Genomic DNA, 14,972 nt, shown 5'->3' on the forward strand with positions numbered 1-14,972 from the left:
GTTTCGGTGGTCATAGCGTAGGGGAAACGCCCGGTTACATTCCGAACCCGGAAGCTAAGCCTTACAGCGCCGATGGTACTGCAGGGGGGACCCTGTGGGAGAGTAGGACGCCGCCGAACAATCATTCAAAGAAATCCCCCGTGCCATTCGGCACGGGGGATTTCTGCGTTTAGGGTCGAGGCATGCGCTATGACCTCGTCATCTTCGACAACGACGGCGTGCTCGTGGACAGCGAGCCGATCTCCAACCGGCTCCTCGCCGCCTACCTCACCGAGCTCGGCCATCCGACGTCGTACGAGGACTCCATCCGTGACTACATGGGGTCCGCCATGCATCGCGTGCACGACCTGGTGGAGGAGCGCACGGGGCGGAGGCTGCCGGTGGACTTCGACGATGTGTTCCATGCGCGGGTCTTCGCGGCGTTCGAGCGGGAGTTGAAGCCGGTGGCCGGGGCCGTCGACGTGCTGGAGAAGCTGGTGGCCGACGGGGTGGCGTACTGCGTGGCGTCGTCCGGGAGTCATGAGCGGATCCGGGTGGGGCATCGGACGACCGGACTGGACCGGTGGTTCGGGGACGAACTCATCTTCAGCTCGCAGGACGTCGGGAGGGGCAAGCCGGCGCCTGATCTGTTCCTGTACGCGGCCGAGCGGATGGGTGTCGTCCCTGAGCGGTGTGTGGTCGTCGAGGACAGTCCGCTGGGTGTGCGGGCGGCGGTGGCGGCCGGGATGGATGTGTACGGGTTCACGGCGATGACGCCCGCCGAGAAGCTCACCGGGGCGACTCGACTGTTCGGTGACATGCGGGAGTTGCCCGACCTGCTGGTGTGATCCCGTCGCTGAACCCCGTTGAAACTGAAGGAAATTCATCTTTGGCCGGATCTACCCACCGGTACGACGGGGCCCTACGCTCGCCGCCATGACGGATGTGCTGCGGCGCGGCAGGGCCTCGTTGGCGTTCGCTTTCCTGGTGCAGGGCGTCGCCTTCGCGCTGCTCGTGACGCGGATCCCGGCCATTCAGGACCGGTACGGGGTGTCCGACGGGCTGCTGCCTGTGTTCCTCGCCGCCGTGCCGATCCTCGCCGGCGTCGGCAGTGTGGCGACCGAGCGGATGGTGCGGCGGGTTCCGGCGAGCCGGGTGCTGCGGTGGTCCCAGCCGGTCGTGCTGCTGTCGCTGCTCGGGGTCGGGGCGGGCGGGCACATGGCCGTACTGGCCGGTGCGCTGGCCGCGTTCGGGCTGGCCGTCGGTGCGCTGGACGCCTCGATGAACATGCTCGGGGTGAGTCTGCAGCGGGCGTACGGGCGCAGCATCATGCTCGGTTTCCACGCGGCGTACAGCCTGGGCGGGATCGTCGGGGCGTCGCTGGCGTGGGTGGGAGCGCACTGGGAGCTGGCGCTGTGGGTGTCGTATCTGCCGGTGGTGCTGGTGCTGATGCCGGCGGCGCTGGTGGGGAGCCGGTGGTACGTCGACGGGGACGCCGGGCCCCAGCGAGAGAAGGTAGCCGGGGAGGCCGGGGCGGGGTCGTTCAGGTGGTTGCTGCCGCTGTGTCTGGTGATGACCGTGGCGTACATCGGGGACTCGACCGTCTCCAACTGGAGCGCCAAATATCTGCAGGACGTGCTCGGGAGCAGCGAGCAGATGGCCACGGTCCCCTACAACGTCTACATGGTGACGACGCTGCTGGGGCGGGTGATCGGGGACTTCGGGGTGCGGCGCTTCGGGGCCGTGGCCGTGGTGCGCGGCGGGGCGCTGGTGGCCGCGGCGGGGTTCGCCGTGGTGGCCGGTGCGCCGGGTGCGTGGGTGGGGATGCTGGGGTTCACGCTGCTGGGGCTCGGGCTGTGTGTGCTGGTGCCCCAGACCTTCGCGGCGGCGGGGCGGCGGGCGCACGAGCTGCACGGGCCGGGGGCTTCGGATGCGGCCGTGGCGCGACTGAATGTCTTCAATTACGTGGGTTTTCTGATCGGTTCACCGTTGGTCGGGGCGCTCGGTGATGCCTGGAGCTATCGCGGGGCGATGCTCGTGCCCATGGTGTTGGTGCTGGTGACGCTCGTGTATGCCCGGTCGTTCGCGACTCAACCGGACCGATACGGTGGCGGGCATGAGCGGCCGCGCACAGCTGATGTGGGACGAGGCAGTAACGGGCTATGACTTCGGCCGGGACCATCCGATGGACCCGGTCCGGCTCGCCCTGACCCGGAGTCTGGTCGGTGCCCTCGGGCTCGACCGTGAGGTGGAGGTGGTCGCCGCGAAGGCGGCCGGGGAGTCGACGCTGCGGCTCGTCCACCGGGAGGACTACATCGACGCGGTCAAGGCCGCGTCGGCGGACCCCGCGGCCGCGGACATGTCGTACGGGCTGGGGACGCTCGACGATCCCGCGTTCGCCGGGATGCACGAGGTGTCGGCGCTGATCGCGGGGCAGTCGGTGGGGGCGGCGGAGGCCGTGTGGCGCGGGGATGCGGCGCACGCGGTGAACTTCGCGGGCGGGCTGCACCATGCGATGCCGGGGGCCGCGTCCGGGTTCTGTGTGTACAACGACGCAGCGCTGGCGATCGCGCGGCTGCTGGAGCTGGGGGCGGAGCGGGTCGCGTACATCGACGTCGACGTGCATCACGGGGACGGGGTGCAGGCGGCGTTCTGGGAGGATCCGCGGGTTCTGACGATCTCGTTGCACGAGCATCCGCGGACGCTGTTTCCGCAGACCGGGTGGCCGGAGGAGACCGGGGCGGGCAGCGCGGAGGGGAGCGCGGTCAATGTCGCACTGCCGGCGGGAACCGGGGACGCGGGGTGGTTGCGGGCGTTCCACGCGGTGGTGCCGGAGCTGTTGGCGGACTTCCGGCCGCAGGTGCTGGTGACGCAGCACGGGGCGGATACGCACTTCGAGGATCCGCTGGCGCATCTGGCGGTGTCGTTGGACGCGCAGCGGGCGGTGCAGGTGGCGTGTCATGAGCTGGCGCACGAGTACGCCGGTGGGCGGTGGGTGGCGCTGGGTGGGGGTGGATACGCGGTGGTCGAGGTCGTGCCGCGGTCGTGGACGCATCTGGTGGGGATCGCGGCTGGGCGGGAGGTGGAGCCGGAGACGGTGATTCCTGAGGGGTGGCGGCAGGAGGTGTATGCGCGGACGCGGCAGCTGGGGCCCGTGCGGATGACTGATGGGCGGTGGCCGGTGGGGTGGGCGGCGTGGGAGGACGGGTACGACCCTGCGGATCGGTTGGATCAGGCGGTGCTGGCGACTCGGCGGGCGGTGTTTCCGTTGCGGGGGATGTTGGCGTAGCTGCAGTTTGTGGTGCGGTTGCCCGGCGTCGGGGCAGGGCGGGGGTGGGTTCGCTCGCCCGCGCTTGCGGGGTGCCGCTGCGCCCACCCTCCCCCACTCTCGGCTCCGCTCGAGCGGGGGGACCCCCATCGCCCCAGCGGCACGACTGCCCGCAGCTGAGCAGGCCGGGCTGTCGCAGCTGAGCGGGCCGGGCTGTCGCAGCTGAGTAGGCAGGGCTGTCGCAGCTGAGTACGTTGTTACGCCGACCGTGCGGTGTTTCCCTGATCCTGTCTCCTCGCGTGGCCGTCTGTCGCACCATCGCAATCGTGCTCACCCCCCACGCCCTCCGCGCTCATCTCCTCGCCACACGGATCGCCGGGACCGTGGCCACCACCCGGGAGGAGAGTCTGCGGAGTTATCGGTTGTTCGCTGCTCGGGATCCTCGGGTGTTGATCGGGATTGATCCGGTGTGGGCCTGGGGGGAGCGGGACGTGGTCGAGCTGATGGCTCGGCGGTGTGGGGTTTCGGCGGATCCTCGGTGCGTCTCCGGGCCGGAGGTGATCGATCCCGAGCTCACCCTCGCCGCGCTCGACGCCTATGCGGAACGGCTCGCCCGCGCCGCGCGGCGCCGCGCGGCGGTGCTGATCGGGACCGGGCACCCGCATCGGCTGCTCGGTTTCTACGCCGCCCTGGCAGACGCCCTGTCGGCGGCGGGATGTGCCGTCCTCACCCCGGCGCAGGGTCGCTGTGTCGACATAACGACCCGGTTCGGCCTACGTACGTACAACCTCGGCTACGTACGAGGAGTCGCGCTCGTCCGCGACGGCGACCCCGAACGCCCCGGTTGTGAGCCGGGCGCACACACGCACTCCCCGCTCCCGGTTCGGGCCGTGCTCGACGCGGCGGCCGAGGCCGGCGGGCCGCTTCCCGAGCTGGTGATCGGCGACCACGGCTGGGCCTGCGGAGCAGGTCAGCTGGGGTTCGAGGCCATTGCCCTGGCCGATGTGAACGACCCGGCGCCGTTCGTGGGTGAGGCCGAGGGGCGCGTGTCGGTCGTCGTTCCACTTGATGACGGTGTGCGGTCCGATTACTACCTGCCGCTGACCCGCTACGTACTCAATCGAGCGTGTCTGTCACAGTAGGCCGCCGATGGGTGCACCTCTTCCCCACTCGCATCACCCGCCCCTACATTGGGGAGTGAGCACGCAGCGACGAAGAGTCACCGGAAGGGGAAGCCGGTGGCCGTCGAGTGCGGAAGGTTCAGGTGTGTCATGGCTGCAGCTGGCGAAAGGCCTCTGAACGAGGTTCAGTTCCTTACCGTGGCGGAGGTCGCCTCGGTGATGCGAGTGTCGAAGATGACCGTGTACCGGCTGGTGCACAGCGGTCATCTGCCCGCGATCCGGGTGGGGCGGTCCTTCCGCGTCCCCGAGCAAGCGGTTCACGAGTACCTCCGCGAGAGCTACGTGGGGGTGGAAACCGCCTGACGGCGAGCCGGGGGGCGCCCGCACAGGGCACTCAGGGGCTCTCCCCGGTCACCTCGATTACGACCTCAGCGCTCGGGCGGGTAGGCTAGCCCCTCGTAGGTCGTGTGGGCCCATGGCGCCCAAACACCGAGTGATGAGAAGTGAGCGAGGGTAGTCGTGGGCTCTGTTATCAAGAAGCGGCGCAAGCGGATGGCCAAGAAGAAGCACCGCAAGCTGCTCAAGCGCACGCGCGTTCAGCGTCGCAACAAGAAGTAAGCGGCAGCGCGACAGCGTGTCCAGTGGCCCCCCACCGCATCCGGTGGGGGGCCACTGTCATGAGAAGACGGGTACTCGATTCGGACGGTCGTCACTTCGCGCATCGGGGGGACACCACAGAGCGACGACGACCGGGTAGGTTGGCCCCCACGGACCAGGGCGAGGACCAGGCGAAAGGAAGGCGCTGATCTTGGGAAAGGTCGTGCTCGTGACCGGAGTGGCCCGTCAGCTGGGGGGCCGTTTCGTCCGGCGGATCCAGCGTGACCCCGAGGTGGACCGGGTCGTCGCCGTGGACGCGGTCCCGCCCGAGCACCATCTGGGCGGCGCCGACTTCGTCCAGGCCGACATCCGTCAGCCCACGATCGCCCGTGTGCTCGCCGAGTCCGGCGCCGACACGGTCGTCCATCTGGATGTCACGGGCACTCCGCTGGGCAGCGGCAGCCGGGCCGCGCTGAAGGAGACCAACGTCATCGGCACCATGCAGCTGCTCGGTGCCTGCCAGAAGTCCCCGGACGTCAAACGGCTGGTCGTGAAGTCCAGTACGAACGTCTACGGCTCCGCGCCCCGCGACCCGGCGGTGTTCACCGAGACGACCCCGCCCAAGTCCCTGCCCAGCGGCGGCTTCGCGAAGGACACCGTCGAGGTCGAGGGCTATGTGCGCGGCTTCGCGCGCCGCCGGCCGGACGTCGCCGTGTGCGTGCTGCGGTTCGCCAACATCCTCGGCCCGGCCGCGGACAGCCCGCTCGCCTCGTACTTCTCCCTGCCGGTCCTGCCGACGGTGTTCGGCTACGACCCGCGGCTGCAGTTCGTGCACGAGGACGACGTGATCGAGGTGCTGCGGATCGGCTCGCACGAGCCGCGGCGCGGCACGCTCAACAGCGGGACCTTCAACATCGCCGGGGACGGTGTGCTGCTGCTCTCGCAGTGCTCCCGGCGGCTCGGCCGGCCCACCGTGCCGCTGCTGCTGCCCGCGGTCACCTGGGCGGGCACGGCGATGCGTACCCTGGGGATGACGGACTTCTCGCCCGAGCAGATCCGGCTGCTGACACATGGCCGGGTGGTGGCGACGGACCAGATGCGCGAGACGCTGGGCTTCACCCCCAAGTACACGACTGCCGAAACGTTTGCGGACTTCGCGCGCAGCCGTGGCCCCGGGCTGCTTCCGCCGGAGGCCCTCGCCCGGGCCGTCGACCGGATCGCCGCGCTGCCCCTGCCGGGCAGCTCTCACCCCCCGAAGCAGAGCGCCAACTGAGGAGCGCAGCAACGATGGCGGACGCCAAGGTCATTCCGTTCGACGACGACCGCTCCCGCGGAGGCTCCACGCAGCGCCCGTCGCGCCGCCGCGGCGCGGGGGCCCGCCGCCCGGGCGGGGCGCAGCCCGCGGTGGGGGAGGTCCAGCCCCTGCCGGGCATGGCGTCCGCGCGGGAGGATGATCCGGTGACACGTGAGGTCGAACGGCCCGAGGAGCCGGCCGGTGAGGACACCGGCGGGCTCGAGCGGCGTATCGCGAGCGGGCTGGCGTTCCTGCGGCGCCGCCTCACCGGGGACTACGACGTCGACGACTTCGGTTACGACGAGGAGCTCACCGACCAGGTCCTGATGTCGCTGCTGCGGCCGCTGTACGAGAAGTACTTCCGGGTCGAGGTGAAGGGCATCGAGAACATCCCGGCCGAGGGGGGCGCCCTGATCGTCGCCAATCACTCCGGGACGCTGCCGATGGACGGCCTGATGATGCAGGTCGCCGTGCACGACACCCATCCGGCCGGACGCCATCTGCGGCTGCTCGCCGCCGACCTGGTGTTCATGCTGCCGGTGGTCAACGAGCTCGCCCGCAAGCTCGGGCACACCCTGGCCTGCGCGGAGGACGCGTCCCGGCTGCTGGAGCAGGGGGAGCTGGTCGGGGTGATGCCGGAGGGCTTCAAGGGCATCGGCAAACCCTTCGCCGACCGCTACAAGCTGCAGCGCTTCGGCCGGGGCGGCTTCGTCTCCACGGCCCTGCGGGCGCGGACGCCGATCGTGCCGTGCTCGATCGTCGGCGCGGAGGAGATCTACCCGATGATCGGCAACGCCAGGACGCTCGCCCGGCTGCTCGGCATCCCGTACTTCCCGCTGACGCCGACGTTCCCGTGGCTCGGCCCGCTGGGCGCGATCCCGCTGCCGACGAAGTGGACGATCCAGTTCGGTGAGCCGATCGCGACGGACGGCTATCCGCCGGAGGCGGCGGAGGACCCGATGCTCATGTTCAACCTCACCGACCAGGTGCGGGAGCAGATCCAGCACACGCTGTACAAGCTGCTGGTGCAGCGGCGGTCGGTGTTCTTCTGACCATGCGGATGGGGCGCCCCCCGTGACGGCGGCGCCCCATCGGCCGTCGTCGCGCCCTACTCGGCGTCCTCGCCCTCGATGCCCAGGCCAGGCAGCAGGCCGGGCAGCAGGGGCGGGAGGGTGACGTCGGGCTGGGCGGGCGGGGTGAGGCCGCCGGTGATGGGCGGCGAGGTCTTGCTGCCGCCGCTCTCCTTGGGCGGGTCGAGCAGACCGCCGGTGTTGCCGCCGAGCAGGCCGTCGTTCTCCTTGCCGGAGTCGGCGGAGCTGCTGGGCCTGTCGCTGCCGGAGCCGCGCTCGTCGCCGGAGCCGCCGGTGCTGCCGGGCGCCTGGGAGCGGCCCGGGCCCGAGGAGTCGCTGGGCGTGGACCCCGAGCCGTCGCCCTGGCCGTCGGATCCGCTCTCGCGGGCCGAGGATTCGGGGAGCAGGGACTGCAGCGGGGCGACGTCTTCGTCTATGGCGGCGAAGACCGAGGACACCTGGTCACTGACGTCCCCGAGCTGCAGGGGCAGCCGCTCGCGCAGGTCGCCCCACAGCTCGCGGTGCGACTGGGAGAAGGAGGAGAGCGCCTGCATGGGGCCCAGCGAGTCGGGGTTGCGCTCGTAGGCCTCGCGCAGCAGGCGGTGACCCTCCGAGGCGTCGTGCCGCATGTGGGACAGGGCGCGGCGGACCTCGCCGAGGGACTCGTGGTCGAGGGGGCCGCTGCGGCCGCGCTCCATCAGGCGGCGGGCCTCGCTCAGGCGGGTGGAGGCGTGGTCGAGGTAGACCCGGCCGCGCTCGTCGTTGCCGTCGGCGAGGGTGAGTTTGACGTCCTCGATGCCGCGTTTGAGGCCGTAGAGGGAGTCGCCGGGCAGGGCGTCGGAGCTGGCGGCGGCGACTCCGCCGAAGGCTCCGGCGGCGACGCCGACGCTGAGTCCGCCCGCGGTGAGCCCTTTGGCCAGCCGGGAGCGGGGGCGCAGCTTGCTCAGCGGGGCTGCCCGGTGGGCGCCGCGGGCACGGTGGGTGCGCTGCTCGGGTACGGGTGGATCCGCGGTGTCGCCCGGGGCGGTGCCGTCGCGCAGCATGGCTTCGAAGGCGGCCACCAGTTGGGCCCGTTGGACGACCTTGACCTCGGGGTCCAGCTCCGGCTTGGGCAGCGCGCCGAGCCCGCCGGCGAGCTCGAGCAGCCGGGTCTGCTCGGTCTCCGCGGCGGCCGGTGCCGGTCCTTCGGACTGCTCGGCCGCCGTGCCCCGGTCGGACTGCTCCTCCAGGGCCTGGGCGAAGGCGCTCGCCCGCCGGTGCGCCGATACGTTCGCGATCACTGGCGGCACCTCCTCTCGTCAAGACGGTCGACTCCCCAGGGGGTCCTGAGGGTTCCCTCCGCTGACCACATCCACACGATCGAGTGATCGAAGCTGGCCAGGGGGTGACCACAGGGAGCCTGCATCCCGCACAACGAGCGGTGCGGCACTTGGGTTACGGACGCCGGGGGAGCGGTTGGAGAAGTCAACGCGGCCTCACGGAGCGTGAGTTGAAGGTCGCCGAGGGTGCTCGGCTCAGCGGGCGTCGTCCGGGAGGAGCCGGGCGAGGGTGCGGACCGCCCGGTACTGGAGCGTCTTGATGGCGCCCTCGTTCTTGCCCATCACCCGGGCGGTCTCGGCGACGGACAGACCCTGCAGGAAGCGGAGCGTGACGCACTCCTGCTGCTGGGGGTTGAGACGGCGTACGGCGTCCAGCAGGGCGGCGTTGGAGAGGGACTCGAGGACGGAGTCCTCCGGGGAGCGCTCGACCTCGTTGGCGTCGAGCATCTCGCCGGTGGTGACCTCCAGGCGGAAGCGGCTGGACTTGAAGTGGTCGGCGACGAGGTTGCGGGCGATGGTGACGAGCCAGGCGCCGAAGTCGCGGCCCTGCCAGGTGAACGTGCCGATTCTGCGCAGGGCCCGCAGAAAGGTCTCGCTCGTGAGGTCCTCGGCGGTCGCCTTGCCTCCGACGCGGTAGTAGATGTACCGGTACACGGTGTCGCTGTACTGGTCGTAGAGCCGTCCGAAGGCGTCGGCCTCGCCGGCCTGGGCGCGCTCGACGAGGTCCATCATCCGGGCGCTGTCGCTGTCCGCGGCGGGCCGGCGTGCGGTGGTCGCGCCCGAGGAGCGCCCGCGTCTGCCGACCGCGGCGCTGCCGTCGGCGAGGGCGTAGCAGGGGCCGACGGGGGCGGTGGCGAATGCGGGGACGGCGTACGCGGTGGGGACGAAGCCGCGCAACATGTCTCGGGCCGTGGCGACCGTCGCGCGCAGCGTAGCCAGGCCCGAGGCGTCAACCCCGACGTGTGGGTACACGGGACTCCCAGAGGCAGAGCTTCCATCACGTGCAGTGCGGAACCTTTCACCCGTCGTAGCGACGGAGAGGTGCCGGTTTGCGTCTGAGGAGAATAACGCTTCGTATAGGCGCTGCTACACCGAGTTGCTCAAATCATCGATTACGTCGCTTCCGTAACCGATTGACGTCCTGTCAGCTGCCGGAGAGTGACCGATTGTTGACCGGATCGCTTCGAATTCCGGTTTCATACGGGGCGAGTTGTGGCCGTGTGCAGCCAACGGGGCTGGACAGGCGGGTTGCGGTCCTGGGCGGGTGGATTGGCCGGGTTTGCGGGTGGGTCGGGGTTCGCGGACGTTCGTGATCAGGACGTTCGGGCCGGGGATGGGTGTTGACCGGTCACCGGCCGAGGTCCAGCTCCGCCCACACCGTCTTGCACGGTACGGGGCCTTCTCGCACGCCCCAGCGGTCGGCCAGTTCTTCGACCAGGAGGAGGCCGTAGCCGGATTCGGCGGGGTCTGCCTCGGCGGTCATGCGCGTTCGCTCGGGCAGTCGTTCGCCCCGGGCGTCGGTCACCTCGATGCGGAGGGTGGCGGGCGCCGGGACGGTGAGCGTGAGGCGGAAGCTGCGACCGGCGACGCGGCCGTGCACAGCGGCGTTCGCGGCGAGTTCGGCGACGATCAGCCGGGCGGGGTCCAACGGCACGTCCCAGGCGGTCAGTTGCTCGGTGGCGAGCAGGCGGGCGAGGCGGGCGCCACGGTGGGTGGCGGAGAGGGGCACGGAGAACTCGCGGAGCGGGGGGCGCGAGGCGCTGCGTTCTTGGGTTTCCTGATTCACATCACTCAGCGTGTTCACGTGTGCGTACGCTGTGAAGAGGGGTGACCCGGGCGACGGACGGGTGCCCGTGCGGTGTCCGGGCGCTGTCCGGGTTGCCCGGGGTGACCTGGCGCCGGCGCCCGGGGTTGGTCCGAGGACGTGTGCAGGGCGGAGGGTGACGAGCGTGAGCGGGTGGGAAGCGGGGCTGGACGACGATGAGGCCGGGGCCGTGATGCGCACGGTCGTACGGCAGCTGAAGCTGTGGCGGGAAGCGGCCGGCCTCACCCAGGCGGAGTTCGGGGCGGCGATCGGGTACGGGGAGGAGACGGTCTCCTGCGTGGAGCGGGGGCGGCGGATTCCTCGGCCGGAGTATTTGGACGCGGCCGATGAGGTGTGCGGCGCGGATGGCAAGATCGCGGCGCTCAAGAGGGATGTGGCCGAGGTCCGGTACCCGAAGAAGGTGCGGGACGTGAAGCGCCTGGAGGCGGAAGCCGTCGAGATCTGCTCCTACAACAACTCCGTCATCGACGGGCTGTTGCAGACCGAGGCATACGCGCGGGCCGTATTCGGCTCCCGACGGCCGCAGTTCACGGAGGAGGAGCTGGAGCAGCGGGTAGCCGCTCGCCTGGATCGACAGGAGATCTTCTGCGCCCCGACAGCTCGCCCGCTCTTCAGCTTCGTACTGTGCGAAGCGACGCTGCGCCGCCTGATCGGGGGCAAGATGGTGATGCGCAACCAGCTCGAACGGCTGTTGGAAGTAGCCCGGATGCGGAACGTCGACCTACAGGTGTTGCCTCTCAGCCGGGAGGAGAACTCGGGCCTCGGCGGCCCTTTCCGACTGCTCAAGCTCAAGGACGGAGCGGCCGTGGGCCTGAACGAAGTCCAGCTCACCAACCGGGTGATCACCGACCCGAAGGAGACCACGGTCCTCGATATGCGCCATGGGATCATCCGGGCGCAGGCTCTCGCACCACGGGAGTCGCTGGCCTTCATCGAGAAAGTGCTGGGAGAGTCATGACCCTCAAGTCCTCTGACGGAGCCGATAGCAAGCTGGAGTGGATAAAGAGCAGCTACAGCTCGGACGATGGTCCGTCCTGCGTCGAGGTGGCCAGCACTCCGGCAACCATCCTCGTGCGCGATTCCAAGAACCCGACGGGCCCCCGCCTCGCCCTCACCCCCACCACATGGGCGGCCTTCCTGCCGTACGCCGCCGGTAACTGACGGAGCGAATGTAGGCACAGGCGCAGCAACAAGGAGGGGCCGTCGGTTGTCGACGGCCCCTCCCGTGTCACCCCGTCACGCTCACGTCGTAGACCGGCGTCTGCGGGCTCCCGGGCGGCGTTCGCTCGGCCGGGTCACCGGGTCGCCCGCCTCCAGTGCCGCCGTGCGGCGGCGGGTGCCGAAGTCGGCCAGGGCCTCGGCCAGCTTGTGGACCGAGGGTTCCGGGGCCATGACGTCGACGCGCAGGCCGTGTTCCTCGGCCGTCTTCGCCGTGGCCGGGCCGATGCAGGCGATCACCGTCACGTTGTGCGGCTTGCCCGCGATGCCGACCAGGTTCCGGACCGTCGAGGAGGACGTGAACAGGACCGCGTCGAAGCCGCCGCCCTTGATCGCCTCGCGGGTCTCCGCCGGGGGCGGCGAGGCGCGGACCGTGCGGTAGGCCGTGACGTCGTCGACCTCCCAGCCCAGCTCGATCAGACCGGCCACCAGGGTCTCGGTGGCGATGTCGGCGCGGGGCAGGAAGACGCGGTCGATCGGGTCGAAGACCGGGTCGTAAGGAGGCCAGTCCTCCAGGAGACCGGCGGCCGACTGCTCGCCGCTGGGGACCAGGTCCGGCTTCACGCCGAAGGCGATCAGTGCGGCCGCCGTCTGCTCGCCCACCGCCGCCACCTTGATGCCGGCGAAGGCGCGTGCGTCGAGGCCGTACTCCTCGAACTTCTCCCTGACCGCCTTCACCGCGTTGACCGACGTGAACGCGATCCACTCGTAGCGGCCGGTCACCAGGCCCTTGACGGCGCGTTCCATCTGCTGGGGCGTGCGCGGGGGCTCGACGGCGATCGTCGGGACCTCGTGCGGCACGGCACCGTAGGACCGCAGCTGGTCGGAGAGCGACGCCGCCTGCTCCTTCGTGCGCGGCACGAGCACCTTCCAGCCGAACAGCGGCTTGGACTCGAACCACGCGAGCTGCTCGCGCTGGGCGGCGGAGGAACGCTCACCGACCACGGCTATCACCGGGCGGCCGCCCTCCGGGGAGGGCAGCACCTTCGCCTGCTTCAGCGTCTGCGCGATCGTGCCGAGCGTCGCCGTCCAGGTGCGCTGCCGGGTCGTCGTACCGGCGACCGTCACCGTCATGGGGGTGTCGGGCTTGCGACCGGCGGACACCAGTTCGCCCGCGGCCGCGGCCACGGAGTCCAGCGTGGCGGACACGACCACCGTGCCGTCCGACGCCCCGACCTCCGTCCAGCAGCGGTCCGAGGCCGTGCGCGCGTCCACGAAACGGACGTCCGCGCCCTGCGCGTCGCGCAGCGGCACACCGGCGTACGCGGGCACACCGACGGCGGTCGCGATACCGGGGACCACCTCGAAGGGCACCCCGGCCGCGGCGCACGCCAGCATCTCCTCGGCGGCGTACGCGTCCAGGCCGACGTCGCCGGACACCGCACGCACGACCCGCTTGCCGCCCCGCGCGGCCTCCATGACAAGATGTGCGGCATCCCGCACAGCGGGGACGCCGGCGGTTGTTGACGCGCCGTCAACAACCGTCAGCTGAGGCGTGCCTGTGCCCGGAACGGAAGCCGCGGAGGAGTCCGCCGCGTCCGTGTCGGTGTGCACCTCGGCGACGCCCTGCCTGGCATGTCGGCGTACGACGTCGAGCACCTCGTGCTCGGCGACGAGAACGTCCGCGTTCGCCAGCGCCTCCACGGCGCGCAGAGTCAGCAGTCCCGGATCCCCGGGTCCGGCACCGAGGAAGGTGACGTGCCCGTGTTCCGGAGGGGCGGGAAGGGTGGTGGGGCTCAATGTGCTCGCTCCCCCATCAGACCGGCCGCGCCCTGCGCGAGCATCTCGGTGGCGAGTTCGCGACCGAGTGCCGTCGCCGCCTCCTGCGTCTCGGGCACGGGACCGGTGGTGGACAGCTGCACCAGCGTGGCACCGTCGGTCGTGCCGACGACGCCCCGCAGGCGCATTTCCTTGACAATCTGCCCGTCGGCCAGAAGGTCGGCCAACGCACCCACAGGTGCGCTGCAACCGGCCTCCAGGGCGGCGAGCAGTGACCGCTCGGCCGTCACGGCGGCCCGCGTGAACGGGTCGTCGAGCTCGGCGAGCGCGGCGATGAGTTCCGCGTTGTCCGCGGCGCATTCGATCGCCAGTGCCCCCTGGCCGGGAGCGGGCAGAACCGTGTCGACCGACAGGAAGTCGGTCACCTCGTCGATCCGGCCGATCCGGTTCAGTCCGGCGGCGGCCAGGACGACCGCGTCCAGCTCCCCCTTGTGGACGTATCCGATCCGGGTGTCGACGTTCCCGCGGATCGGCACGGTCTCGATGTCCATGCCGTGGCTGCGGGCGTACGCGTTGAGCTGGGCCATGCGGCGCGGCGAACCGGTGCCGATGCGCGCCCCGCGCGGCAGGTCGGTCAGCTTCAGGGCGTCCCGGGCGACGATCACGTCCCGCGGGTCCTCGCGCACCGGGATCGCCGCCAGCGCCAGCTCCTCGGGCTGCGCGGTGGGCAGGTCCTTCAGCGAGTGCACCGCGAAGTCGACCTCGCCGCGCAGCAGCGCCTCCCGCAGGGCGGCGACGAACACGCCGGTGCCGCCGATCTGCGCGAGGTGCTCGCGGGAGACATCGCCGTACGTGGTGATCTCGACGAGCTCCACGGGCCGCCCGGTGACCTGGCCGACCGCCTCCGCCACCTGCCCGGACTGGGCCATGGCGAGCTTGCTGCGCCTGGTCCCCAGCCGTAGTGCCTTGTCCGTCATGCCGGCCCTCGGTCCTTCTCGGTGGTGCTGTCCTCGGCCCGGGAGACGGAGGCGACCGTCTCGGGGTCGAGGTCGAACAGGGTGCGCAGCGCGTCCGCGTACCCGGCGCCGCCGGGTTCGGCGGCCAGTTGCTTGACCCGTACGGTCGGCGCGTGGAGCAGTTTGTCGACCACGCGCCGCACGGTCTGGGTGATCTCCGCGCGGTGTTTGTCGTCGAGGCCGGGCAGCCGCCCCTCCAGCCGGGCGATCTCGCCGGCCACCACATCGGCGGCCATGGTGCGCAGGGCGACCACGGTCGGCGTGATGTGCGCGGCCCGCTGAGCCGCCCCGAAGGCGGCGACCTCGTCGGAGACGATACGCCGGACCTGGTCCACATCGGCAGCCATCGGAGCGTCCGCGGAGGCCTCCGCGAGCGACTCGATGTCCACCAGCCGCACCCCGGTGAGCCGGTGCACGGCCGCGTCGATGTCCCGCGGCATGGCGAGGTCCAGCAGGAACAGCACCGGCTCCGGGCGCGGCGGCTCGGCCACCGGCTCGGGGCGGCGCCGCTCGGGGATCCGGCCGACGCGCGTCGCGGTCGCGGCC

Annotated in this window: 15 protein-coding genes, 1 rRNA gene and 1 pseudogene; 11 read left to right on the forward strand and 6 right to left on the reverse strand. The window is 70.9% G+C overall.

Features of this window, described 5'->3' with window-relative positions; all coding sequences use genetic code 11:
• The first annotated feature begins 2 nt into the window (after nucleotides 1–2).
• The 9 genes from rrf to N4P33_RS22645 all read left to right on the forward strand — a co-directional run bounded on the left by rrf (nucleotide 3) and on the right by N4P33_RS22645 (nucleotide 7,311).
• Nucleotides 3–119 (forward strand): 5S ribosomal RNA (gene rrf, locus N4P33_RS22605).
• Nucleotides 120–182: 63 nt separating this feature from the next.
• Nucleotides 183–827, forward strand: coding sequence for an HAD family phosphatase (locus N4P33_RS22610; RefSeq protein WP_260828489.1), 645 nt, complete (start codon nucleotides 183–185; stop codon nucleotides 825–827).
• An 88-nt stretch (nucleotides 828–915) separates the two neighbouring features.
• Nucleotides 916–2,145: an MFS transporter gene (locus tag N4P33_RS22615; RefSeq protein WP_260828490.1), complete on the forward strand. Its 1,230-nt coding sequence runs from the start codon at nucleotides 916–918 to the stop codon at nucleotides 2,143–2,145.
• Nucleotides 2,096–3,268 carry an acetoin utilization protein AcuC gene (locus N4P33_RS22620; protein ID WP_260828492.1) on the forward strand — a complete coding sequence of 391 codons (1,173 nt, stop codon included), beginning with the start codon at nucleotides 2,096–2,098 and terminating at the stop codon, nucleotides 3,266–3,268. Before N4P33_RS22615 ends, N4P33_RS22620 begins: the two co-directional genes overlap by 50 nt.
• Nucleotides 3,269–3,573: 305 nt before the next feature.
• Nucleotides 3,574–4,389, forward strand: coding sequence for a phosphatase (locus N4P33_RS22625; protein ID WP_260828494.1), 816 nt, complete (start codon nucleotides 3,574–3,576; stop codon nucleotides 4,387–4,389).
• A gap of 129 nt (nucleotides 4,390–4,518) precedes the next feature.
• The gene (locus tag N4P33_RS22630) at nucleotides 4,519–4,731 is read left to right on the forward strand and encodes a helix-turn-helix domain-containing protein (RefSeq protein WP_004984898.1); all 213 of its coding nucleotides are present in this window, start codon (nucleotides 4,519–4,521) and stop codon (nucleotides 4,729–4,731) included.
• Between the two features lie 156 nt (nucleotides 4,732–4,887).
• The gene (locus N4P33_RS22635) at nucleotides 4,888–4,986 is read left to right on the forward strand and encodes a 30S ribosomal protein bS22 (RefSeq protein ID WP_003948845.1); all 99 of its coding nucleotides are present in this window, start codon (nucleotides 4,888–4,890) and stop codon (nucleotides 4,984–4,986) included.
• 190 nt (nucleotides 4,987–5,176) lie between these two features.
• Nucleotides 5,177–6,238: an NAD-dependent epimerase/dehydratase family protein gene (locus N4P33_RS22640; protein ID WP_260828495.1), complete on the forward strand. Its 1,062-nt coding sequence runs from the start codon at nucleotides 5,177–5,179 to the stop codon at nucleotides 6,236–6,238.
• A gap of 14 nt (nucleotides 6,239–6,252) precedes the next feature.
• The gene (locus N4P33_RS22645; protein ID WP_260828496.1) at nucleotides 6,253–7,311 is read left to right on the forward strand and encodes a lysophospholipid acyltransferase family protein; all 1,059 of its coding nucleotides are present in this window, start codon (nucleotides 6,253–6,255) and stop codon (nucleotides 7,309–7,311) included.
• 56 nt (nucleotides 7,312–7,367) lie between these two features.
• On the opposite strand, the gene N4P33_RS22650 is transcribed toward N4P33_RS22645, so the two are convergent.
• From N4P33_RS22650 to N4P33_RS22660, 3 genes are all read right to left on the reverse strand, one after another.
• Nucleotides 7,368–8,609 (reverse strand): DUF5667 domain-containing protein, encoded by a 1,242-nt coding sequence (locus tag N4P33_RS22650; protein WP_260828497.1) that lies wholly within the window; start codon nucleotides 8,607–8,609, stop codon nucleotides 7,368–7,370.
• A gap of 234 nt (nucleotides 8,610–8,843) precedes the next feature.
• Nucleotides 8,844–9,620 (reverse strand): ECF subfamily RNA polymerase sigma factor, BldN family, encoded by a 777-nt coding sequence (locus tag N4P33_RS22655; protein ID WP_260828498.1) that lies wholly within the window; start codon nucleotides 9,618–9,620, stop codon nucleotides 8,844–8,846.
• Nucleotides 9,621–9,996: 376 nt separating this feature from the next.
• Complete coding sequence (locus N4P33_RS22660) at nucleotides 9,997–10,443, reverse strand: ATP-binding protein (protein WP_399029958.1); 447 nt, start codon at nucleotides 10,441–10,443, stop codon at nucleotides 9,997–9,999.
• 154 nt (nucleotides 10,444–10,597) lie between these two features.
• Here N4P33_RS22660 and N4P33_RS22665 point away from each other — a divergent pair, with 154 nt between their 5' ends.
• Together N4P33_RS22665 and N4P33_RS22670 are read left to right on the forward strand one after the other, a co-directional pair.
• Nucleotides 10,598–11,431, forward strand: coding sequence for a helix-turn-helix transcriptional regulator (locus tag N4P33_RS22665; RefSeq protein WP_260828500.1), 834 nt, complete (start codon nucleotides 10,598–10,600; stop codon nucleotides 11,429–11,431).
• Nucleotides 11,428–11,634 carry a DUF397 domain-containing protein gene (locus N4P33_RS22670; RefSeq protein WP_260828501.1) on the forward strand — a complete coding sequence of 69 codons (207 nt, stop codon included), beginning with the start codon at nucleotides 11,428–11,430 and terminating at the stop codon, nucleotides 11,632–11,634. The genes N4P33_RS22665 and N4P33_RS22670 overlap by 4 nt, the downstream gene beginning before the upstream one ends.
• An 81-nt stretch (nucleotides 11,635–11,715) precedes the next feature.
• Here the strand turns inward: N4P33_RS22670 and N4P33_RS22675 are convergent, their stop codons facing one another.
• The 3 genes and pseudogenes from N4P33_RS22675 to N4P33_RS22685 all read right to left on the reverse strand — a co-directional run.
• Entirely contained in the window at nucleotides 11,716–13,431 is a 1,716-nt protein-coding gene (locus N4P33_RS22675) for a bifunctional uroporphyrinogen-III C-methyltransferase/uroporphyrinogen-III synthase (RefSeq protein WP_260828502.1), read from the reverse strand.
• Nucleotides 13,428–14,387 carry a hydroxymethylbilane synthase gene (gene hemC / locus N4P33_RS22680; protein ID WP_260828503.1) on the reverse strand — a complete coding sequence of 320 codons (960 nt, stop codon included), beginning with the start codon at nucleotides 14,385–14,387 and terminating at the stop codon, nucleotides 13,428–13,430. The genes N4P33_RS22675 and hemC overlap by 4 nt, the downstream gene beginning before the upstream one ends.
• Nucleotides 14,384–14,972: pseudogene (locus N4P33_RS22685) on the reverse strand (glutamyl-tRNA reductase); the annotation flags it as partial. The gene hemC and the pseudogene N4P33_RS22685, both read right to left, overlap by 4 nt.

Origin of the sequence: Streptomyces sp. 15-116A, assembly GCF_025290915.1 — a bacterium.
Taxonomy (GTDB): Bacteria; Actinomycetota; Actinomycetes; order Streptomycetales; family Streptomycetaceae; genus Streptomyces.